General features: G+C 62.6%; 20 protein-coding genes. 8 read left to right on the forward strand and 12 right to left on the reverse strand.

All coding sequences use genetic code 11. The annotated features are described in order from the left end of the window. Positions 1-113: 113 nt before the first annotated feature. Positions 114-1,592 (forward strand): esterase-like activity of phytase family protein, encoded by a 1,479-nt coding sequence (locus tag NKH70_RS15730; RefSeq protein WP_352978546.1) that lies wholly within the window; start codon positions 114-116, stop codon positions 1,590-1,592. A gap of 142 nt (positions 1,593-1,734) precedes the next feature. Here NKH70_RS15730 and NKH70_RS15735 read toward each other — a convergent pair whose 3' ends face one another. After that, positions 1,735-2,523 (reverse strand): L,D-transpeptidase, encoded by a 789-nt coding sequence (locus NKH70_RS15735; RefSeq protein ID WP_352719012.1) that lies wholly within the window; start codon positions 2,521-2,523, stop codon positions 1,735-1,737. 191 nt (positions 2,524-2,714) lie between these two features. Here NKH70_RS15735 and NKH70_RS15740 point away from each other — a divergent pair, with 191 nt between their 5' ends. Beyond that, entirely contained in the window at positions 2,715-4,187 is a 1,473-nt protein-coding gene (locus tag NKH70_RS15740) for an MATE family efflux transporter (RefSeq protein ID WP_352912775.1), read from the forward strand. Positions 4,188-4,196: 9 nt separating this feature from the next. Here NKH70_RS15740 and NKH70_RS15745 read toward each other — a convergent pair whose 3' ends face one another. Then, complete coding sequence (locus NKH70_RS15745) at positions 4,197-5,402, reverse strand: MFS transporter (protein ID WP_352912774.1); 1,206 nt, start codon at positions 5,400-5,402, stop codon at positions 4,197-4,199. A 156-nt stretch (positions 5,403-5,558) separates the two neighbouring features. On the opposite strand from NKH70_RS15745, the gene NKH70_RS15750 reads away from it, so the two are divergent. Continuing rightward, positions 5,559-6,134, forward strand: a complete 576-nt coding sequence (locus NKH70_RS15750; protein WP_352912773.1) for a TMEM175 family protein — start codon at positions 5,559-5,561, stop codon at positions 6,132-6,134. A 121-nt stretch (positions 6,135-6,255) separates the two neighbouring features. On the opposite strand, the gene NKH70_RS15755 is transcribed toward NKH70_RS15750, so the two are convergent. Next, complete coding sequence (locus NKH70_RS15755) at positions 6,256-6,537, reverse strand: hypothetical protein (RefSeq protein WP_023721174.1); 282 nt, start codon at positions 6,535-6,537, stop codon at positions 6,256-6,258. 129 nt (positions 6,538-6,666) lie between these two features. Between NKH70_RS15755 and NKH70_RS15760 the strand changes: the two genes are divergently transcribed. Continuing rightward, positions 6,667-7,530, forward strand: coding sequence for an SDR family NAD(P)-dependent oxidoreductase (locus tag NKH70_RS15760; RefSeq protein ID WP_352912772.1), 864 nt, complete (start codon positions 6,667-6,669; stop codon positions 7,528-7,530). 51 nt (positions 7,531-7,581) lie between these two features. On the opposite strand, the gene NKH70_RS15765 is transcribed toward NKH70_RS15760, so the two are convergent. The 3 genes from NKH70_RS15765 to NKH70_RS15775 all read right to left on the reverse strand — a co-directional run bounded on the left by NKH70_RS15765 (position 7,582) and on the right by NKH70_RS15775 (position 9,327). Further along, a complete protein-coding gene (locus NKH70_RS15765; protein ID WP_352912839.1) occupies positions 7,582-8,013 on the reverse strand; it encodes a low affinity iron permease family protein in 432 nt (143 codons plus the stop codon). An 87-nt stretch (positions 8,014-8,100) separates the two neighbouring features. Next, entirely contained in the window at positions 8,101-8,742 is a 642-nt protein-coding gene (locus NKH70_RS15770; RefSeq protein WP_352978544.1) for a DapH/DapD/GlmU-related protein, read from the reverse strand. 96 nt (positions 8,743-8,838) lie between these two features. Continuing rightward, positions 8,839-9,327 carry a CreA family protein gene (locus tag NKH70_RS15775; RefSeq protein WP_352912770.1) on the reverse strand — a complete coding sequence of 163 codons (489 nt, stop codon included), beginning with the start codon at positions 9,325-9,327 and terminating at the stop codon, positions 8,839-8,841. A 207-nt stretch (positions 9,328-9,534) separates the two neighbouring features. Here NKH70_RS15775 and NKH70_RS15780 point away from each other — a divergent pair, with 207 nt between their 5' ends. Both NKH70_RS15780 and NKH70_RS15785 read left to right on the forward strand, forming a co-directional pair. Then, a complete protein-coding gene (locus NKH70_RS15780) occupies positions 9,535-10,113 on the forward strand; it encodes an SCO family protein (RefSeq protein ID WP_352912769.1) in 579 nt (192 codons plus the stop codon). Between the two features lie 11 nt (positions 10,114-10,124). Continuing rightward, entirely contained in the window at positions 10,125-10,997 is an 873-nt protein-coding gene (locus tag NKH70_RS15785) for a 50S ribosomal protein L11 methyltransferase (RefSeq protein WP_353025602.1), read from the forward strand. 39 nt (positions 10,998-11,036) lie between these two features. On the opposite strand, the gene NKH70_RS15790 is transcribed toward NKH70_RS15785, so the two are convergent. Further along, on the reverse strand, positions 11,037-11,342 hold the full coding sequence (locus NKH70_RS15790; protein ID WP_352978542.1) for a hypothetical protein: 306 nt from the start codon (positions 11,340-11,342) through the stop codon (positions 11,037-11,039). Between the two features lie 73 nt (positions 11,343-11,415). Here NKH70_RS15790 and NKH70_RS15795 point away from each other — a divergent pair, with 73 nt between their 5' ends. Then, on the forward strand, positions 11,416-13,260 hold the full coding sequence (locus NKH70_RS15795) for an aminopeptidase P family protein (protein ID WP_353025603.1): 1,845 nt from the start codon (positions 11,416-11,418) through the stop codon (positions 13,258-13,260). On the opposite strand, the gene NKH70_RS15800 is transcribed toward NKH70_RS15795, so the two are convergent. The 3 genes from NKH70_RS15800 to NKH70_RS15810 all read right to left on the reverse strand — a co-directional run bounded on the left by NKH70_RS15800 (position 13,250) and on the right by NKH70_RS15810 (position 15,478). Beyond that, a complete protein-coding gene (locus tag NKH70_RS15800) occupies positions 13,250-14,140 on the reverse strand; it encodes a LysR family transcriptional regulator (RefSeq protein WP_352912765.1) in 891 nt (296 codons plus the stop codon). The two genes, NKH70_RS15795 and NKH70_RS15800, sit on opposite strands and share 11 nt — an antisense overlap. 316 nt (positions 14,141-14,456) lie before the next feature. Next, positions 14,457-14,753: an AzlD family protein gene (locus NKH70_RS15805; RefSeq protein ID WP_352465131.1), complete on the reverse strand. Its 297-nt coding sequence runs from the start codon at positions 14,751-14,753 to the stop codon at positions 14,457-14,459. Beyond that, positions 14,750-15,478 carry an AzlC family ABC transporter permease gene (locus NKH70_RS15810; protein WP_352575100.1) on the reverse strand — a complete coding sequence of 243 codons (729 nt, stop codon included), beginning with the start codon at positions 15,476-15,478 and terminating at the stop codon, positions 14,750-14,752. Before NKH70_RS15810 ends, NKH70_RS15805 begins: the two co-directional genes overlap by 4 nt. A 240-nt stretch (positions 15,479-15,718) precedes the next feature. Between NKH70_RS15810 and NKH70_RS15815 the strand changes: the two genes are divergently transcribed. Further along, a complete protein-coding gene (locus NKH70_RS15815; protein WP_353025606.1) occupies positions 15,719-16,516 on the forward strand; it encodes a class I SAM-dependent methyltransferase in 798 nt (265 codons plus the stop codon). 119 nt (positions 16,517-16,635) lie between these two features. On the opposite strand, the gene NKH70_RS15820 is transcribed toward NKH70_RS15815, so the two are convergent. Further along, a complete protein-coding gene (locus NKH70_RS15820) occupies positions 16,636-17,328 on the reverse strand; it encodes a DUF2461 domain-containing protein (RefSeq protein WP_352716794.1) in 693 nt (230 codons plus the stop codon). Then, a complete protein-coding gene (ligA, locus tag NKH70_RS15825) occupies positions 17,328-19,535 on the reverse strand; it encodes an NAD-dependent DNA ligase LigA (RefSeq protein WP_352912762.1) in 2,208 nt (735 codons plus the stop codon). Before ligA ends, NKH70_RS15820 begins: the two co-directional genes overlap by 1 nt. Positions 19,536-19,675: the final 140 nt, after the last annotated feature.

A 19,675-nucleotide genomic window follows, 5' to 3' on the forward strand; every position in this document is an offset into this window, starting at 1 on the left:
ACGCAAGTATCATGTTCGCGTCCTAGATCGCTTCTCCGAAGGCTTTCGCGGCATCCTTGATGCGACGCGGCGCTTTTTCATGTCCCGGCAGCTTTGTCACAAAGAGGATTTCCATGAAAAACCTGCACCGAAACGCGTCCCTCGCCGTCGCGCTGGCGATGTTCACCGCCTTGACCTCGGCCTCGGCTGAAGACGCCGCGACCGTCGGCGGCGTCAGCTTCGTCAACAAGGGCCTAGTCGGTGTCGGCCGCATCCCGGCCAGCCAGAAGGACAAGTTCGGCGAGACGTTTGGCTCCGGCTCGGGCATGGCGATCGACGCTGCCGGCTGGACGCATGGCCCCGACGGCTATAAGGGCTCGCTGTGGCTGCTGCCGGATCGCGGCTACAATGTCGTCGGCACCACCGATTACCGTCCGCGCCTCAACACGATCGCTCTCGAGTTCGTCCCGATCGCGCCGGGTGCGGCACCGGCCACCGGCCAGGAACAGTCCGGCCTCAAGGCAACCTTAGCCGACACCATGCTTTTGACCGACGACAAGGGCGCCGACGCAACCGGCCTCGATCCGCTCAACGGCGTGCGCGCCGCGACCGACGACATGCCGATCCTGCCCGAAGCCAACGGCAAGCTTGCGCTCGACAACGAGGCGATCGTGCGGCTGCCCGACGGCACGATGTTCATCTCGGACGAATACGGTCCGAACATCTACCGCTTCTCCGCCGATGGGCGTCTGATGTCGGCAACGCAGCCGCCGGCGGCGCTTGTCCCGATGCGTCACGGGACGCCGAACTTCGCGTCCGACAATCCGGGACCTGGCGCGGCAGACCCAGATCCGAAGGATCCCGAAACCGGCCGCCAGAACAACCAGGGCCTCGAAGGCATGGCACTGACGCCGGACGGCAAGTTCCTGATCGCCGTGCTGCAGTCGGCACCCAGACAAGATGGTGGCGATTCCGCTTCGACGCGCCAGAACACGCGCGCGCTGGTCTACGATGCCTCGGATCCGGCCCAACTCAAGCTTGCGCATGAATATGTCGTGCCGCTGCCGGTGTTCACCGATGCCAAGGGCAAGACCAAGATTGCCGCGCAGAGCGAAATCGTGGCTCTGTCGGACAAGACCTTCCTGATGCTGGCGCGCGACAGCGGCAACGGCCAGGGGGTGAAGGGCGACACCTCGCTCCATCGCGAGATCAGCGTCCTCGATGTGTCGGCGGCAACCGACATCACCGGCACCGAGTTCGACAAGGACAAGCCGGTTGCGCCCAAAGGTGAGCTCGATACCTCGGTGACGCCGGCCAAGCTGACGCCGTTCATTGACATCAACGACAAGACCGAGTTCGGCCGCTTCGGGCTGCACAATGGCGCGCCCAATGACCGCAACAACCTTTCGGAGAAATGGGAGGCGATGTCGGTGGTGAGCGTCCTCGACCCAAAGCTGCCCGACGACTATTTCCTGTTCGTCGCCAATGACAACGACTTCCTCACCCAGGACGGTTTCCAGGTAGGCGCGCCCTACAAGGCCGAGGATGGCGCCGATGTCGACACCATGTTCCTGGTTTATCAGGTCACGATTCCCGGCCTCGCCGGGAAGTAGCGGACCCATACAGGCGGACGCGCCGAACGCGTCCGCCTAAGCTGGCGCGATTGAAGGTCGTGCCCTTCAGTTGCGGCTCGCCCGCGCAAGGACGGTGTCCTAGGCGTCGCAAACCTGCGACTGAGGATCCCGTCGAAGGCACTTACCTCAACATCTCCGCGTCCTTTGGCACGCCGGCATCGATCGGGTCGGCCGTCCTGTTCGACACGGCGGCGATCTTCCCGGCAGCCGACAGGTTCGGGCGCACGAAGACCGGCACGACGCCGTCGACGCGGCTGTAGAGGTCGATAATGTCCTGATTCATAAAGCGCACACAGCCGGAGGAAGCGTTCTTCCCAATGGAATCCCACTCCGGCGTGCCGTGCAGCCGGTACATTGTGTCCTTGCCGTCGCGGAAGAGATACAGCGCGCGCGCGCCAAGCGGGCTCTGCGGGCCGGGCGGCATGCCGTCCTTGTATTTCGCCAGTTCCGGCCTGCGCTGGATCATTTCCGGCGGCGGCGTCCAGACCGGCCACTTTTTCCTCGCCTGAACCACGGCGCTGCCGGTCCATCCGAAACCGGCCTTGCCGAGGCTGACGCCATAGCGAATTGCCTTGCCGCCGTCGCGCACCAGATAGAGGAAGTGCTCGGACGTATCGACGACGATCGTGCCGGGTTTTTCTCCGGTCGGGTCGGACACGATTTGACGCACGAATTTCGGATCGACCTTGGCCACCGGGATTGCCGGCAGTTGATAGCCCTCGTCGACGCGCGCCGCATACATGCTTGCCGCATCGCCGAGAGCCGGCTCGCTCGGCGCCGCTGTCACCGGCGGCGCCGCCACGTCCGTCGTGGTGCAGGACGAAAGAGCCACGGAGGCCGCGCCCAGAGCGGATGCACCAAGAAACGCGCGCCGGTTCAGGCGCTCAAAAAACAACGGAATATCGGACATGAGCCCCCCGGCTTACCCATGAGATCCAGGAAAATGCGGCCCCACGCGTGGGGATCAATATACGATTCCGGAAGATTTGAGAAATGCTTAGATCAAGGCACGCCGGGCGGAATTTGCGACGCCGCATCGACCTCTCCCGTTAAATCGGCAATCATTGCGGACTCAGACAAGCCTTCGCCGAGTTGCCTGCCATGGACGACAACATGCCCCCGCGCCGGCGGACCGGCGACCTCACCAGTGGGCCTATCCCGCGTACCCTTTTGCTGTTTGCCCTGCCGGTGCTCGGCTCCAATGTGCTGCAGTCGCTCAACGGCTCGATAAATGCCGTGTGGGTCGGTCGTTTCCTCGGTGAAGCGGCGCTGACCGCTACGTCCAATGCAAACCTCGTGCTGTTTCTCATCCTCGGCACGGTGTTCGGCATCGGCATGGCGGCGACCATCCTGGTGGCGCAATCCGTCGGCGCTCGTGACCTGCCCGAAGCCCGGCGCATCGTCGGCACCAGCGCCACCTTCTTCTTCCTCGTCTCGGTGGTGTTCGCGGTCTGCGGCTGGATCTGGGTCGATGCGATCCTCGATGCGCTCGGCACGCCGGCCGATGCTTTGCCGCTGGCGCGCTCCTATCTGCGCATCATCTTCCTGGCCGTGCCGATGATGAACCTGCTCTCCTTCGTCATGACGGTGCTGCGCGGCGCCGGCGATTCGCGGACGCCTTTCCTTTTTATGGCGCTGGCCGTCGTGCTCGACGTCGTTTTGAACCCGTTGCTCATCCTCGGCATCGGCCCGTTCCCCGAACTCGGCATCGCCGGCTCGGCCGCCTCAACGCTGATCGGCCAGACGGCAAGCGTGGTTGCCATCCTGATCGTGCTTTATGCACGCAAGCACCCGCTGCGGCTGGCCGGCGCCAATCTTGCTCTGCTGCGGCCGGACCCGGCGCTGCTGCGCATTGTCGTCTTCAAGGGCGTGCCGATGGGCCTGCAGATGATCGTCGTTTCGGCCGCGGCGCTGACGGTGATGGGCATGGTCAACTCGTACGGCTCGCAGGTCGCGGCTGCCTACGGCATAGCCGCACAGCTCTGGACCTATATCCAGATGCCGGCGCTCGCCATCGGCGCCGCGGTCTCGTCCATGGCGGCGCAAAATGTCGGCGCCGGGCGCTGGGACCGGATCGGCCGCATCGCCGCCTCCGGCGTCGGCTTCAACCTTCTGCTTACCGGCGTTCTTGTCGCGCTGCTGTTCGTGTTCGATCGCGCGGTGCTCAGCCTCTTCCTCGGCAGCGACAGTGCAGCGATCGACATCGCCACTCACATCAACAAGATCGCGTCGTGGTCCTTCACCCTGTTCGGCATCACCATCGTGCTCTTCGCCACCGTGCGTGCCACCGGTGCGGTGATGCCGCCGCTGATCATCCTGGTGATCTCGGTGCTGCTGGTGCGCACCAGCTTCGCCTATTTCTTGCGAAGCGTGATCGGCGAGGAAGCGCTGTGGTGGAGCTTTCCGGCCGGCTCTATAACCTCGCTCGCGCTGGCCGCGGCCTATTATCGCTTCGGCCGCTGGCGCAGCCTGCACATGATCGAGAGCCGGCCGGCTGCCGGCGAACCGCCGGATACCGGCCTCGGCGTACCGCGCCAGCGCGCGCACCTGTCGCCCGAGACGCCGAACGGCTGAAAGGCCGGCTCAGCGCGCGTATTTCGCGCCAAACCAGAGCGCCACCAGGGAAAATGTGACGATCATCCCGGCAAAGGCCAGGCTCGCCACGGTCGCGCTCGCCACGGTCGACAGGATGCCGATGCCGATCACCGGCAGCGCGTTGCCGCAAAAACAGCAGATGAAGAAGGCGGAGACCACTTCGGCGCGCCGGTCCGCAGGCGCTATCTCGTTCACCACTTGCAAGCCGCCGCGATAGCCGAGCGCTGCGGCCACGCCGCACAAGGCGGTCCCGGCAATCATTATGGCCATCGATGCGAAGACCTGCGCCGCAACAATCAGCGCGACGGTTGGGATCAGCGCAAGCGCCGCGAACATCGCGGCTCGGCTCGAAAGACGTGCCGTCGCTACAATGGTGACGGCCGTCACGATCGCCAATTCAAAGAACAGAGCGCCGGCTTCGGCATGGTTGATTACGTGCAGCTGCTGCGCCAAAATGCTCGGTGCGAGTGCTGCATAAAAGCCGACCAGCGCCATTGCGCCAAAGCCGGTCACCGCCGGCGCAACGAGACTTGCGCGGATGTCATTGGGCACGGAAAGCCGCGGCCGCATCGAAACGTCAGCCAGTTTCCCCGGCCGCGAAACGGTTTCCCGCGTGCGCCAGACCAGCAGGGTTACAGTCGCGAGCATCGCCAGGTAGACGACGAATGTCAGCCTGAGCGGCCAAGGCGCATATTCGGCGAGCAACCCGGCCCCCAGCGCACCAAGGCCGAGGCCGAGGAAATTGGTGCTGGTGGCAATCGTCGCCGCCTGTGACTTGTCGTCGGTCGACAGCAATTCAGCGAGCCATGCGGTGCCGGTACCCGCGCCGACCCCGATTCCTAATCCGCTCAGAATTCGGGCGATGTCCAGCCAGGCGACATTTTCGGCGAACAGGAACACCACCGCGCTGACGACGGCCACCGCCATCCCGGCCAATGCCATTGGACGGCGCCCGATGACATCGGACACACGCCCCAACATCAGCAGCGCCGCCAGATTGCCGATGACATAGACGGCGTAGACCAGCGTCAAAGTGATCTGCGAGAAGCCGAAGACCTGCTTGTAGATGATGTAAAGCGGCGTCAGCGCCGTGCTGCCGGCGAAAAGAGCCGCGATCATGGCGGCCACGGCGGCCGCTGCAGCGCGGCCGCCGAGTTCGTGATCGCGCGTCATGACTTGAGCGTGAGCGGTCATTTTTCGGACCTTTTGCTGTTCGGGATCTGACACCCTAACGCCTGTTTCGCGTCAGCCGTTCCCCCTCCCCGACTTGCTCCTGACAAGTTTGGCAGCTTTGCCGATGGCGCTGAGCGAGATCCTCTTTTAACTTCAGCCGATTGTCAGGGGAGATTCATGGGCAAAGGACGGGTCGAGGCATTCACCGATGGCGTGGTCGCCATCATCATCACCATCATGGTGCTGGAATTGAAGGTGCCGCATGGCGAGGATTTTTCCGCGCTGACACCGCTCTGGCCGATATTCCTCAGCTATGTGCTGTCCTTCATCTATGTCGGCATCTACTGGAACAATTTGCACAACATGTTCCATGCCGTGCAGCGGGTCGACGGCCGCGTGCTGTGGGCGAACCTCAACCTGTTGTTCTGGCTGTCGCTGATGCCGGCGACGACAGCCTTCATGGGCGAGAACCATTTCGCGCCGGTGCCTGTCGCCGTCTATGGCATCGGCCTGGCGCTCTGCGCCGTCGGCTTCAACATCCTCACCATGGCCCTGCATCGGCTGCACGGCAGCGAGACCCTTTTCGCCAGGGCGTTGGGCAATGACCTCAAGGGAAAGATCTCGCTAGCCCTCTATATCGCCGGCGTCGCACTGACCTTCGTCAATCACTGGATCGGTGTCTCGATCTACGTTCTCGTGGCGCTGATCTGGTTAGTGCCGGACAGGCGCTTCGAGCGGCTAATCGAGAAATAGACAGATCATGATCCCGAACCGAAGGACCGCGTCAGCGAAAAGTGGATGCCGGTTTCGGAAAGATCATGGTCAAACGAGAAGATAGAGCCCGATCCCGAGTTTTATCGGGATGGAACAGGCTCTAGCCTCGCATTTCCTTCAGCTTTTCCGCTACCGAAGCGGCTAGGTCGGCGTAGCGCTCCTCCAGCCGCTCGGCCGCCTTGATCACTGAAAAATCGTGGCCGAACTTTTCCAGCGCCATACGCAGCTTTTCGACGAACTCCGCCTGTTTTTCGAGCGCCGAAAACAGCGTTTTCACTTGCGCTTCGCTGATGTCGGGATTGGCAAGCATTTGCGGCACTTCGCGGCTCATCTGGTCGCCGGTTGCGGTCTGTTCTTTCAGGATCTCGATCCAGTCGGTCAATCGTCAGTCTCCTTTTTCGATATCAGCATGCGCAGCGCCCGCCGACGCGGTCAACCCGAAGATGGCGGCATCGGCTTGCGCGAGCCTCGTTCCGCGCTAAGTTCGCCGCGGCCAGAACAGGAGAAAATCATGACCACCGACGCCGAGATCCAGACCGCCCTGCCCGCACTTGCCTCCGGTAATGTCGCCGTCATCACCGGCGCGGCCAGCGGTATCGGCCTCGCCGCGGCCAAACGGCTGGCGGCGATGGGCATGAAGATCGTGCTGGCCGACATCGGCGGCGCACGCCTCGATGAGGCCCGACACGCGGTCGCCGCCATCGCCGGCGACAGTGCCGTGCTTGCCGTTGCCACTGACGTCTCGAAAGCCGACGAGCTCGACCGTCTGGCCGAAAGGACATTCGGCGCCTTCGGCGACGTCTCGCTTCTGATGAACAATGCCGGCGTCGGCAACAACCCCGGCAAGCCCTGGGAGAACCGCGAGGCCTGGAAGCGGCTGCTGGACATCAATTTCTGGGGCGTCGTCCATGGCGTCGAGGCCTTCGCGCCGCGCATGCTGGCGGCGGGAAAACCTGGCCTGATCGTCAACACCGGCTCCAAGCAAGGCATCACCACGCCGCCCGGCAACCTCGCCTACAACGTCTCCAAGGCTGGCGTGAAGACCTATACCGAGGGCCTTGCACACGCGCTGCGCAACGAGCCCGGCGCCAATGTCGCGGCGCATTTGCTCATCCCCGGGTTTACCTTTACCGGCCTGACCGAAGGTGCGACCGAAAAGCCGGCCGGCGCCTGGACGGGCGAGCAGGTCATCGACTTCATGCTGGCCTCGCTGCGGCGCGGCGATTTCTACATCCTGTGTCCCGATAACGAGGCGACCCGGTCGATGGACGAAAAGCGCATGGCCTGGGCGATTGGCGACATCATCGAGAACCGCCCCGCTCTGTCGCGCTGGCACCCGGACTACAAGGAAGCCTTTGCAGCATTCATGAAATGATCCCGCGGCCGTTCGCGTAGGCTCTGTTGGGAAGCCTAACAACAAGCTCGCTCACGCCGCCGTGTGCTTCTTAGCGTTGCGCTTCTTAGCCACGGCTTTTGCTGCGGCCATGTCGGCGATCTGTTCGTCGTGCCGCTTCGCCGCACGTTCACATTTCGCGCGGATTTCCTCGACTTCGGATTCGGTCAGGTGTTCGATGCCGATAAAGGTATTCTTGGCTTTGCTGACGCGGATCAACTCGTCGAGCTTGGCCTGGATCGCTGCACTGTCGCGGTTCTGGGTGTTCTGGATGAGAAACACCATCAGGAAGGTGACGATCGTGGTGCCGGTATTGATGACGAGCTGCCACGTGTCGGAAAAGCCGAAGACCGGACCGCTTGCCGCCCAGACCACAATGATCAGGAAACAGACGGCAAACGTCGGCGGCAGACCGGCAAGATGGGCGATATAGTTGGCGATCCTGGTGAACAGCTTTTCGATCATGGCAGGGAGAAACAATCGGCAGCTGCTTCGAGTTCCCTGCGAGGAGGAATTCACGGTCAAACCGCGCACGCGCCGCGCTCGCAACGATCAGGCGGCGTCGTTTTCCCAGCGGTCGAGGAAAGCCTCGATGGGCAAGGCCTGCATGTCGGGAACTGCTCTGGCCAGTTTCTCGACCGGCCAGTCCCACCAGGCGAGACGTTCGATCCGGGCTGCAGTTTCCGCGCTGAAGCGCTGCCGCACTGGCCTGGCCGGAACGCCGGCGACGATTGCATAGGCCGGCACGTCGCGCGTCACCACCGCGTTGGCACCGACGATCGCGCCATTGCCGATCACTATGCCAGGCATGATCACGGCGCCATGGCCGATCCAGACATCATGGCCGATGCTGACGGCTTTCGCCCGTCGCCGGTCCCGGAATAGCTGATCGACACCCAGCCAGCGGAAGTACTCGTTAGGCCGATAGCTGATCTTGTGCTGCGTCAGCCGCTCGACCGGATGCTCCAGCGCATTGATGCGGCTGTTGGCGGCAATCGAGCAGAATTTGCCGATCGTCGTATAGATCGCCTCGGCGTGGCGCTCGAAGTAGGAGAAGTCCCCAACCATGACTTCACGTAAGATGACCCGCTCGCCGATCGACGCGTAGCGTCCAAGCTTGCACGCCTTCAGCTCCGCCGTCGGATGGATGCGCGGCTCGGGATCTTTCAGGACAAGGTGTTCGGGACGGTCCATGCGCGCGCTTTACGCCCGCGCGCATAGTCTCGCAAGCCGAGTGCAGCGCCGCGCATCCGTTTGGACGCGCCAAGGACCCTGTAGCACCTTAAGTCTTTATTTCGGCTTGCCGCTGGTCCACACCACGTTCTGGCCGTAGAGCGGCACGGTGGTGACCGACATTTTTGCCGAGCCATCCTGCACCTGGCGCGAATGCGACAGGTAGATCAGCGTCTCGTTGGCCTTGTCGTAGATGCGGTTCACCACCTGCTTTTTCCAGATCAGGCTGATGCCTTGCTTGAACACCTCTTCGCCGGCCTCGCTCATGTCAATGTCGCCAATGGTGATCGGTCCGGTCTGGCGGCAGGAGATCGAAGAATCGGACGGGTCCTCGAACCAGTTGCCTTTCTGCAGGCGGTCGATCACGCCACGGTCGAAATAGGAGACGTGGCAGGTCACGCCCTCGACCTTCGGATCCTTGATCGCCTCGACGATGATATCGTTGCCGAGCCAATCGACGCCGACCTTGCCGACTTCCTCGGCGACGGCCGAGCCGGCACCAATGACCAGGCATGCGGCCAACGCGCCGCCAATCAGTTTTCGCAAAGAGGCCTCCTGCGGGTTCGAATTTTGCCGACCTCAGGTGGGACGAACGGCAGCGCTTTGCAAGCAGATCGCCTCCCACAGCATTTGCCGGTTGCGGCAACGCGACATCTTTGCGTCGGCGCGACCGAACCGCTAAGAGTGTTCGCCGAGCCAGGGCCTTCACGGCGCCAATCCGGCGCCCGATGGAAATAACGACGGACTTCACTGATGATGCGTTCAATTCTGGTCGGTATTCTCGTCCTGATGGCCGCCGGAATCGGCTGGCTCACCTTCGACTGGTACCGCGGACACTATGGCGGCGAGCCGTTCGGAGCACCTTTCACGCTGGTCGACCAGAAGGGCGCGCCGGTCACCGAAGCCGCCTTTCGCGGCCACCCCAGCGTCGTCTTCTTCGGCTTCACCCATTGTCCGGAAGTCTGCCCGACCACGCTTTTCGAGTTGGCCGGCTGGCTGAAGACGATGGGCGACGACGGCAAGAACCTGCGTGCCTATTTCGTTACGGTCGACCCGGAGCGCGATACGCCCGAAATCATGAACACCTATGTCAGCAATTTCTCCGATCGCATCCTCGGCATCACCGGCGATCCGGACAAGGTCCACGCCATGGCCAAGTCCTTCGGCATCTACTGGAAGAAAGTCGACACGAACGACGGCGACTACACGATGGACCACACCGCTTCGGTGCTGCTGCTCAATGCCAAGGGCGATTTTGCCGGCACCATTGCCTATGGCGAAAGCCCGGACGCCGCCATCGTCAAGCTCAAACGGCTGGCGGCGGAAGGTTGACATATCCGATAATGAGGCAGACGCGTTTGTATTTCACCGCGGGCAAGATCGAGGCTGATCGCATCTTCGCGGCGCTCGGTGCGGCGTTCGACGATGAAGGCCTGCCGATTGCGGTGCTCGAGGTCGACGAGGACCGCGACATCCACGAAGTATCGCTCTATGCCGACGACGACGTCGATGCGGTCGAGGCGCGGCTTAGGGACATCCTTGCCGGTCTGTCATTGTCGAAACCGATAGCGCGCGAAGCGCTGCCCGACATCGACTGGGTGGCGCGCTCGCTGGAGGGATTGAAGCCGGTGCGGGCCGGGCGCTTCGTCGTCCATGGCGCGCATGACCGCAGGAAGCGCCACAGCGGCGAACTCGCCATCGAGATCGAGGCCGGCCTTGCCTTCGGCACCGGCCACCACGGCACCACCGCCGGCTGCCTCGAAATGCTGGAGAAGGTCGTACGGCGCGAGCATCCGCGCAACGCGCTCGACCTTGGCACCGGCAGTGCGGTGCTCGCCATCGCAGTGGCCAAGCTCGCGCATATTCGGGTGCTGGCGACCGACATCGACCCGGTCGCCGTCAAGGTGGCCGCCGCCAATGCGCGGCTGAACCATGTCAAGGGGCTCGTCGAAACGGTGGCGGCGCCCGGTTTTCATCATCCGATCTTTGCCGCGCGTGCGCCCTTCGACCTGATCGTCGCCAATATATTGGCGCGGCCGCTGATGCGTCTGGCGCCGCAAATGGCCGGACATATCGCGCTCGGTGGCTCGATCGTTTTGTCGGGCATCCTCGAGCGCCAGCGCGACGCGGTAATCGCAGCCTATGTCGGCCAGAAATTCCGGCACGTCCGCACCTTGCACCGCGAGGGCTGGGTGACGATTCACCTCAAGCGCTGAGGCGCGACGCTTTCAAGCAAAGCCGGAATTTCCTCAAGCCTAGCGCGAGTTCGCCGCTTTCTTCAGCTGTTCGCGATCGTAGCCGTGAGCTTTCAGCGTTTCGTCGTCAAAGCCAAGCAGAACGCCGCTCACATACCGGCCCGCTTCGCGCTGGCGAGCTTCGATCAGCGCGTTCATGGCGTTTCTGAAAAATCCGCGTCTGGCTGAAATCGTGGACATCATGGTCTCCTTTGCAGGCAGCAAGACACTTTCCTCCACGTTAAGAAGGTAAGTCTTGCTGACGCTTTTTGAAATCGCCGATTTTGCATGGCGTCTATGCGCAAAAAGACACCAGTAGCCAGGCATAATCGTTCCGAAAATCGATTCCGATTTTCGAAGTCATGCGCTACGGTCGCGCCAGCATTCGAGGAGAGCCGACATGTTCCAGACCTTCGATTCCGCCGGCGATCCGGCCGTTGGCAAGCCGCGCGTGGCAATGCTGCGCCAATGGTTGGCGGCGAACGGGTTGGATGGCTTCATCGTGCCCCGCGCCGACGAGCACCAGGGCGAATATGTCGCCGACCGCTCGGCACGGCTGAAATGGCTGACCGGCTTCAGCGGCTCGGCCGGCGTCGCCATTGTGCTTGGCGAGCGCGCCGTCATGTTTGTCGACGGGCGCTATACGCTGCAGGTGCGCCAGGAAGTCGATCTCGACATCTTTTCGATCGAGAGTCTTGTCGACAACCCGCCGGCCAACTGGATCAAGGACAATCTCGGCAAGGGCGTGCGGTTGGGCTTCGATCCGTGGCTGCATACGATCAGTGACGTCAAGGCGCTGAAAGCCTCGGCGGAGAAATCAGGCGCGATACTGGTGCCGCTCGAACAAAATCCAATCGACGCCATCTGGCAGGATCAGCCCGGGCCGCCACTGGCGCCTGTCGAGATCCACCCGATCGGCTTTGCCGGCGAACTGGCCAAAGACAAGCTGGTGCGGCTGGCGGCGGCCATCGAGAAGGACGGCGCCACCCATGCCGTGCTGACCGACCCCTCCTCCATTGCCTGGGCCTTCGACATTCGTGGCGGCGACGTACCGCACACACCGCTGGCGCTCGGCTTTGCCGTGCTGGCCGCCGACGGCTCGCATCTGCTTTTCATGGACCAGCGCAAGTTTTCGCGCACCGTCGCGGCCTATCTGACGCAGCTCGCCGAATTGCACGAGCCAGGTGAATTCCAAACGGCGATCGTCACCCGGGCCAAGGGCGGCGCAAAAATCGCGCTGGACCCGGTTCTCGCGGAGGACAAGCTCAGAATGCTGGTCGAGGACAATGGCGGCACCGTCATTGCCGTGCCCGATCCGGCCCGCATTCCACGCGCAACAAAGAACAAAGCTGAGATCGCCGGCGCACGCGCCGCGCATCGCCGCGACGGCGCCGCGGTCGCCAAGCTGCTGTGCTGGCTCGATCGCCAGAAGCCCGGCACGCTCGACGAAATTGCCGTTGTCACCCGGCTTGAGGAGACGCGCCGTCAAACCGGCGAAGAAACGCAAATGCCGCTGCGCGACGTATCGTTCGATACCATCTCCGGCGCTGGTCCTAACGGCGCCATCATGCACTACCGCGTCTCCCGCGCCACCAATCGCAAGCTGGGGGATGGCGAGCTGTTCCTGCTCGATTCCGGCGGGCAGTACCAGGATGGCACCACCGACATCACCCGCACGGTGCCGATTGGCACGCCGACCGAGGAGATGCGCGAGCGCTTCACGCTGGTGCTGAAGGGCATGATCGGCATCTCCATGCTGCGCTTCCCCCAGGGCACGCGCGGCTCCGAAATCGATGCCATAGCCCGCCTGGCGCTGTGGAGACACGGATGCGACTTCGCCCATGGCACCGGGCACGGTGTCGGCTCCTATCTTGCCGTGCATGAGGGCCCGCAGCGTATCGCCAAGACCGGAACCGAAAAGCTGCTGGCCGGCATGATCGTTTCCAATGAGCCCGGCTATTACAAGGAAGGTTCCTACGGTATCCGCATCGAGAACTTGATCCTGGTGACGCCGGCCGAGGCAATCGAGGGCGGCGACATCGCCATGCACGGCTTCGAGACGCTGACGCTGGCGCCGATCGACAAGCGGCTGGTCCGGTCGGACCTGCTGACTCGTGACGAGCTCCATTGGCTCGACGAATACCACGCGCGCGTACTGGCCGAGATCGGACCGATGCTCGACGGCGAAACGCTGGCCTGGCTGGAAAAAGCAACCGCCCCGCTGCCGCACGACTTCAAGCAATAGTCGCGGCCGCAACCCCGGTTGACAGGCTTTGCTCCGCAAGCAGTTCTTGCAAAGCCGTGACATTGGGAGAACTGGCTCCCTTGCGCCAGAACAACACCGTGACGGCATTGTCTTCGTCAGAGGGCAGTTCGTGCAGCTTTAACCAGCGGCTCTCCGGGAAACCCGAAAGGACACTTTTCGGCATCAGCGCTATGCCCATGCCAGCCACCACGCAACCAAGGATGGCATGGTATGAACCAAGCTCGATGGTTTTCTCGGCCATGAACCCTCTGCGCGCATACCATTGTTCCAGCCGCTTGCGGTGCGGGCAGCCGTGCTCGAAGGCTATCATGGTTTTTGGCATGTCCAGGCGGTCGTCGATCGAAACGCGCGATGCCGCCGAGACAATGACCAGCTGCTCCTGGAATGCTGACTGCTTTTCGAACGGAGCGTCGGCGATCGGCTCGGCGGCGAAGGCTGCATCGAGTTCGCCGGCAAGCATGGCGGTCGCGAGAACCTGCGGATTGCCGGTGCGCAACTGGATTTCCACTTCGGGATAACGTGCGTGATAATCGGCGAGCAGACTTGGAAGCCGTGCCGCAGCGGTGCTCTCCATGGCACCTAGGCGAAGCGTGCCGCGCGGGCGTGGATCGAGCATCGCCGTTCGCGCCTCCTCCGCAAGCGCCAGCAGCCGATCCGCATAGCCGACCAATTTGTGACCGGCCGGCGATACGTGCAGGCGCTTGCCCTCCCGGATAAACAGCTGCACGCCGAGATCCTCCTCGAGCTGCCGGATGCGAGTGGTCACGTTCGACTGCACGCGAAACAGTTTTTCCGCCGCCCTGGTGATTCCGCCCTCGCGCACCACCGTGCGGAAGATGCGCAGATCGGCCAAATCCATACATCTCTCCTAGAGAACATAACGATCTTAATTATTCATTTTAGCTGATTATGCCTTTCCCGTAAATCGCCGGTGTAGCTGCCGATCAACACGGCAAACCAGGGGAGATGGAAATGTCGCGTGAGCCCTTCGGCATCCAGCCGATCGATCTAAGCGCATTGACGCCGAAGCAGCGCGAAGCGCTCTATAGCGACGCCGTGCGTTGCGCCCACCAGGAGAGAGCGGAGGCGATCCGGCTGAGCCTGTTGCGGGTCGGCGCGGCAATAGTCGCTACGGCAAAGCGCATATGTGCTCTCGCCGCCAGGGCAAAAGTCGATCAGCCGACGAGCTGCCGCGCGAGGATCAGCACGGCAGCACCCGCCAGGAACATCGCCATCAGGCCGCCGCGCAGTGAGACCAGGCCGGCAACGATCAAGGCGGCCCATTCCGCCGGTCCGGCGCTGAGCGCCGCCGGCGCCACCAGCGTGGTCAGCACCGCCGCCGGCACGGCGTTCAGCCCGGCTTCGACGCGCGGATGGATATGGTCGAAGCGTGAGATCACCAGATGACCGCCGATGCGGGTCAGATAGGTCGCGATCGAAGCGGCGATAATGATCCACAAGGTCGTGCTCATGGCCGTGCCTCCACGCCACTGTGGCGGGGCGGCAGGATGACGGCGAGCAGCACGCCGGCCAGCGCACCGATGGAGACATGCCAGGGCGAGCCGACCGTTTTATAGGCAATGATGGAGGCGGCAGCGCTGGCGACGACCACCGGCAGCCACAGCGGCCGCTTGCGGAAGCTCATGACCAGGCCGAGAAAATAGATCGGCAGCAGGAAGTCGATGCCCAGCGCATGGGTGTCGGGAATAAGCTTGCCGAACATCGCGCCGAGCGCGCTTTCGATGATCCAGAACACATAGACCGGCAGCCCAAGCCCCATATACCACGTGAACCCGACGGTCTCGCCGGCCTCCGCCTTGCGCTCGGCCACCGCGAACTGCGGATCGGTAAGCACGAAGTAGCCTATCGCCTGCTGGATCAGTGGCCAATGCGCGATGCGCCGGCCGATGCCAGCCGAATAGAGCACATGGCGAAAATTCACCGCGAAGATCGACAGCACGATCAGCCACGGCGCGACATGCTGGCCGAACAGCTCGATGCCGACCATCTGGCTGGCGCCGCCGAACACCGTTGCGCTCATCAGGAACGCTTCGAGCACGGAAAACCCGTTGTCGACTGCGAGCGCCCCGAACAGCAACGCAAACGGCGCCGACGCCACCACGACGGGCATGCTGAGCCGTACGCCGTCCCAGAAATCGCTTTTCGCACTGTTTTCGGAGATTGCTTCCGCCGACATCGATCGCTCCTCGGGAAGGCCTATGTAGGGAGGGCGGTCCGGCTTGTCACACCAATTCGCTTGAGGCAAACGATCAGCGGAAATGACAGCTGAAGCGTCGCGGCAAGCGCGCTCCATGCCCAGTGGATAAAAATCAGACGCTTGGCACCTGGGAGGGCATATCCGTTGGCGCCCATCGGTCCTTGCCAAAAGTGGCGGCCACAGACCAGGGCCAGAGGTGGTTCCCCAGAGGTGGTTGCAATGAGCGAATTTTTCATCGATCCAAAATTCGGCTGCCTGGCCTTCGGCGCCGATCCCGGCAGCTATCACGCGACGCGGCCTGGCTATCCTGATTGGGTATTCGAAATTCTATGTGAACGGTGCCGTCTCGCGCATGGCACGACGACGTTCGAGATTGGCGCAGGTACAGGAACTGCTACGCGCCGCTTACTCGAACTGGGCGCGAGCCCTATGCTCGCCATCGAGCCGGATTCTCGCCTCGCGACTTTCCTTTGCGAGACTATTCAGGACAAGGCGCTCTCGGTGAGCGTCTCTGCGTTTGAGGATGCCGTCCTTAAGAAGGCCGGTTTTGATCTCGGCGTCAGCGCCACTGCCTTTCATTGGCTGGATGAGGACACGGCGCTGGTCAAGGTCGCCGAGCTGCTTCGGCCGGGCGGCTGGTGGGCAATGGTCTGGAATGTATTCGGCGACAACAGTCGCCCCGATCCCTTTCATGATGCGACGAAGGCACTGCTTGAAGGGCCTTCGAGCCCTTCGGCGGGCTCAAATGGTATTCCGTTCGCCCTTGATGCCGAGGCCCGCGTGGCGGCGCTGGAGCGAACCGGCGCGTTCGATGCCATCGAACATCGGACAAGTGTCTGGTCGCTCGTCCTCGATCCTGACCAGACGGTCGCCCTCTATGCCACTTTTTCCAATATCAACATCCGCAGCGACCGCGAAGCAATCCTGGCGGAGCTGGGTCGCATCGTCCGCGACGAGTTCCAAGGCTTCATAACCCGCAACATGACCACCAGCCTCTACACTGCGCGGCGCATTTGACCGTCTGATTTATCCGCTAGAGCATTTTGCAGCCAAGTGGAATCACTTGGCGTCGCAGAAATGCGGCTAAAACAGACAGATAGAGGGGGATGCACGGTTCAATTTGAACGCATCCCGCTCTAGCGCGGCGAAGCCTTGCCTTCGATCGCCCTGCCCCAGTCGAGCAGCGGTTTTGCCCGCATGACGAAGTCGATGAGTTCGTCGACCAATCCAGCTCCGTAGATATCCGCCGGCTCGATTGCGTGCCGGACGGCAAAATGCCGGTTGCGGATCGCGGCAGCGAGATCGGGCTCGGCGATATGCTCGAAGCCGCGCGGTGTGCGCTTCATGCAGCCGTCCGGGTCGAACTCGAGACCATTCTTCTTCAGCGCCGCGACGAGGCTGCGGAATTCAGCTGGCCGCTTCGCGATTGCGTTGCGTAGCGCCAGCAATAGCTCCGGTCCGGGCTGCCACCAGGCAATGGCGGCAAAGCAGCGCTCGAGCCCGATATGGACGTAGAACACGCCCTGTTCCATCTTGGTGCCGTCGGGCGAAAGGATCGCCGACAAATGCCGGTTGTAGGGCCGTTTGTCCTTGGCAAAACGCACGTCGCGGTTAATCCGGAACAGCGACTTCTTGCGGTCGCCGCGCAAACCGAGCCCCGCGGCCGTGAAGCGCTCGGAGAGCGTCTCGACCAGATCGCCGAAGGGATCACGTAGGTCCCGCTCGAAAAGATCGCGGTTTTCCAAAAACCACTCCCGGCTCTGATGAAAATCGAGCGCCTTGAGGAAGGGAATGGCCTTTTGCCCAAAACCGTTGAACGCAGCCGCCATCACCCGCCCTTGCCGATCCGCTGCAGCCAGGTGTCCTCGTCGATCACCTCGATGCCGAATTTGGTCGCGTCCTTCAGCTTGGAACCGGCGCCTGGCCCTGCCACCAGGAGATCGGTCTTCGCAGAAACCGAGCCGGCGACCTTCGCGCCGAGACGTTCGGCCATCGCCTTGGCCTCGGGCCGCGTCATCTTTTCCAGCGTGCCTGTAAACACGATCGTCTTGCCGGCAACCGCACTATCGGCTGAGACGTTCACGATGTACGGCTTCGGGTGGACCTGTGTAAGCAGCGCTTCAAGCACGGCGTCGTTGCGTTCATTGCCGAAGAAATCGCGAAGCGCGCCTATCACCGTGTCGCCGATGCCGTTGATGGAAGGAAAAACGGTGTGTGGATCGGCTGCCGCTGCTGTCTCCTTGCCAATGCGGATCAACTCCTCGATCGTCGAGAAGGTTCGGGCCAGCACAGCGGCCGTCGTTTCGCCGATATGGCGGATGCCCAGCGCAAAGATGAAGCGATCGAGTTCCGGTTCGCGGCGAGCGTCGATGGCAGCGAAGAGCTTGTCGAGGCCGTCGTAGTTGCGTTCCTCGACACTGCGTACATTCTTGCGCGTCTTGCCCGATGCGGCCTCACGCTGCCTGGCCTGCTCTTCCCGCCGCTCCGCCAGCGCCTTGGTGACGGCGGGACGGCGGTCCCTGAGAGTGAAGATATCGGCGGCTGTCCTGATCAACCCGGCATTGAAGAACAGGTCTATGTTTTCCGCGCCCAGGCCTTCGATATCCAGTGCGCCGCGCGACACAAAGTGGCGCAATCCTTCGACGGCCTGTGCAGGGCAGATCAGTTCGCCGGTGCAACGTCGGCGGGAATCTTCCTTGCCGGTCTTCTCGTTGATTTCGCGCGTTGCGGGTGAGCCGCAGATCGGACATTTGTGCGGGAATTCGTAGGGCACGGCATCTGGCGGACGCTTGTCGGCGACGACGCTGACGATCTGCGGAATGACGTCCCCTGCCCGCTGGATGACCACCGTGTCGCCGATACGCACGTCATAGCCGTCGCGGATCGGCTGGCCGTTGCTGTCCAAGCCCTTGATGTAATCCTCATTGTGAAGCGTGACGTTCTCCACCACCACGCCGCCGACCGTAACGGGCGCAAGCCGGGCAACGGGCGCCAGCGTGCCGGTACGGCCCACCTGAATGTCGATCCTGAGCACGGTCGTCATCGCCTGTTCGGCTGGAAATTTGTGGGCCACGGCCCAGCGCGGTTCGCCAGTGACGAAACCCCATCTGCGCTGCAATTCCAACTGGTCGACCTTGTAGACGACGCCGTCGATGTCGTAGCCAAGCGATGAGCGCTGGGTCTCGATTAGGTGATAATGCGCGACCAGTTCCTCGACCGATCTTGCCCGGACCATCAGCGGGCTGACCTTGAATCCCCACTCCGCGAATTTCTGCACGGAATCGTACTGGGTAGGAGCCGGATCCTTTGTGGTAAAGCCCCAGGCGTAGGCAAAGAACTTGAGGTTGCGGCTGGCGGTAACGGACGGGTCTTTCTGACGGAGCGACCCGGCGGCCGTATTGCGCGGATTGACGTAATCCTGGCCGCCGATCGCCGCCGAGCGTTGCTTCAACGCCTCGAATTCCGCGTAGGTCATGTAGACCTCACCGCGTATTTCGATGACCTCGGGCCAGCCCGATCCCTTCAAGGTCTTGGGAATGTCGGCGATGGTCCTCAGATTGGCGGTGATGTCCTCGCCAACGGCGCCGTCGCCGCGCGTTGCTCCCTGCACGAACACACCACCTTCATAACGCAGCGAAGCCGACAGCCCGTCGATCTTCGGCTCAGCTGTGAAGGCGATGTCCAGATCCTTGTCGCGATCAAAGAACCGCCGGCCACGTACGATGAAATCGGCGACATCCTGGTCGGTATAGGCCTTGGCGAGGCTGAGCATCGGCACCGCATGACGCACCTTGGCAAAGCCTTCCGCCGGCGGCGCGCCGACCCTGCGTGAGGGCGAATCCTCGCGCACCAAAGCAGGAAAGCGCTGTTCAATGGCGAGGTTGCGCCGCGTCAGCGCATCATATTCCGCATCCGTGATTATCGGCGCGTCCTCGCCATGGTAGCGCCGGTCGTGCTCGGCGATCTCCTGCGCCAACCGCTTCAACTCGCTTGCCGCCTCGCTTTCGCTGAGCGAATCGACTGGTTTTTCGTCCATGCACTGCTCCCTCCACGGTGGCGCGACACAATAGAACAGGATTCTCTCATGAGGGAGAGACCAGACACGGAAAATCATTCCTGAACAGCAGGATGGAGCCATACCCTGACTCCGGTCGCGAGCGCCGGAAACGAACTCTT

It is taken from the genome of Mesorhizobium sp. M0991 (genome assembly GCF_040318915.1).
Classification (GTDB): domain Bacteria; phylum Pseudomonadota; class Alphaproteobacteria; order Rhizobiales; family Rhizobiaceae; genus Mesorhizobium.

Excerpts from the sequence above, each read along its gene's own strand:
- NKH70_RS15730 (WP_352978546.1), top strand. The coding sequence starts at position 114 with ATGAAAAACCTGCACCGAAACGCGTCCCTCGCCGTCGCGCTGGCGATG.
- NKH70_RS15735 (WP_352719012.1), bottom strand. The coding sequence starts at position 2,523 with ATGTCCGATATTCCGTTGTTTTTTGAGCGCCTGAACCGGCGCGCGTTT.
- NKH70_RS15740 (WP_352912775.1), top strand. The coding sequence starts at position 2,715 with ATGGACGACAACATGCCCCCGCGCCGGCGGACCGGCGACCTCACCAGT.
- NKH70_RS15745 (WP_352912774.1), bottom strand. The coding sequence starts at position 5,402 with ATGACCGCTCACGCTCAAGTCATGACGCGCGATCACGAACTCGGCGGC.
- NKH70_RS15750 (WP_352912773.1), top strand. The coding sequence starts at position 5,559 with ATGGGCAAAGGACGGGTCGAGGCATTCACCGATGGCGTGGTCGCCATC.
- NKH70_RS15760 (WP_352912772.1), top strand. The coding sequence starts at position 6,667 with ATGACCACCGACGCCGAGATCCAGACCGCCCTGCCCGCACTTGCCTCC.
- NKH70_RS15765 (WP_352912839.1), bottom strand. The coding sequence starts at position 8,013 with ATGATCGAAAAGCTGTTCACCAGGATCGCCAACTATATCGCCCATCTT.
- NKH70_RS15770 (WP_352978544.1), bottom strand. The coding sequence starts at position 8,742 with ATGGACCGTCCCGAACACCTTGTCCTGAAAGATCCCGAGCCGCGCATC.
- NKH70_RS15780 (WP_352912769.1), top strand. The coding sequence starts at position 9,535 with ATGATGCGTTCAATTCTGGTCGGTATTCTCGTCCTGATGGCCGCCGGA.
- NKH70_RS15785 (WP_353025602.1), top strand. The coding sequence starts at position 10,125 with ATGAGGCAGACGCGTTTGTATTTCACCGCGGGCAAGATCGAGGCTGAT.
- NKH70_RS15790 (WP_352978542.1), bottom strand. The coding sequence starts at position 11,342 with ATGCCTGGCTACTGGTGTCTTTTTGCGCATAGACGCCATGCAAAATCG.
- NKH70_RS15795 (WP_353025603.1), top strand. The coding sequence starts at position 11,416 with ATGTTCCAGACCTTCGATTCCGCCGGCGATCCGGCCGTTGGCAAGCCG.
- NKH70_RS15800 (WP_352912765.1), bottom strand. The coding sequence starts at position 14,140 with ATGGATTTGGCCGATCTGCGCATCTTCCGCACGGTGGTGCGCGAGGGC.
- NKH70_RS15805 (WP_352465131.1), bottom strand. The coding sequence starts at position 14,753 with ATGAGCACGACCTTGTGGATCATTATCGCCGCTTCGATCGCGACCTAT.
- NKH70_RS15810 (WP_352575100.1), bottom strand. The coding sequence starts at position 15,478 with ATGTCGGCGGAAGCAATCTCCGAAAACAGTGCGAAAAGCGATTTCTGG.
- NKH70_RS15815 (WP_353025606.1), top strand. The coding sequence starts at position 15,719 with ATGAGCGAATTTTTCATCGATCCAAAATTCGGCTGCCTGGCCTTCGGC.
- NKH70_RS15820 (WP_352716794.1), bottom strand. The coding sequence starts at position 17,328 with ATGGCGGCTGCGTTCAACGGTTTTGGGCAAAAGGCCATTCCCTTCCTC.
- ligA (WP_352912762.1), bottom strand. The coding sequence starts at position 19,535 with ATGGACGAAAAACCAGTCGATTCGCTCAGCGAAAGCGAGGCGGCAAGC.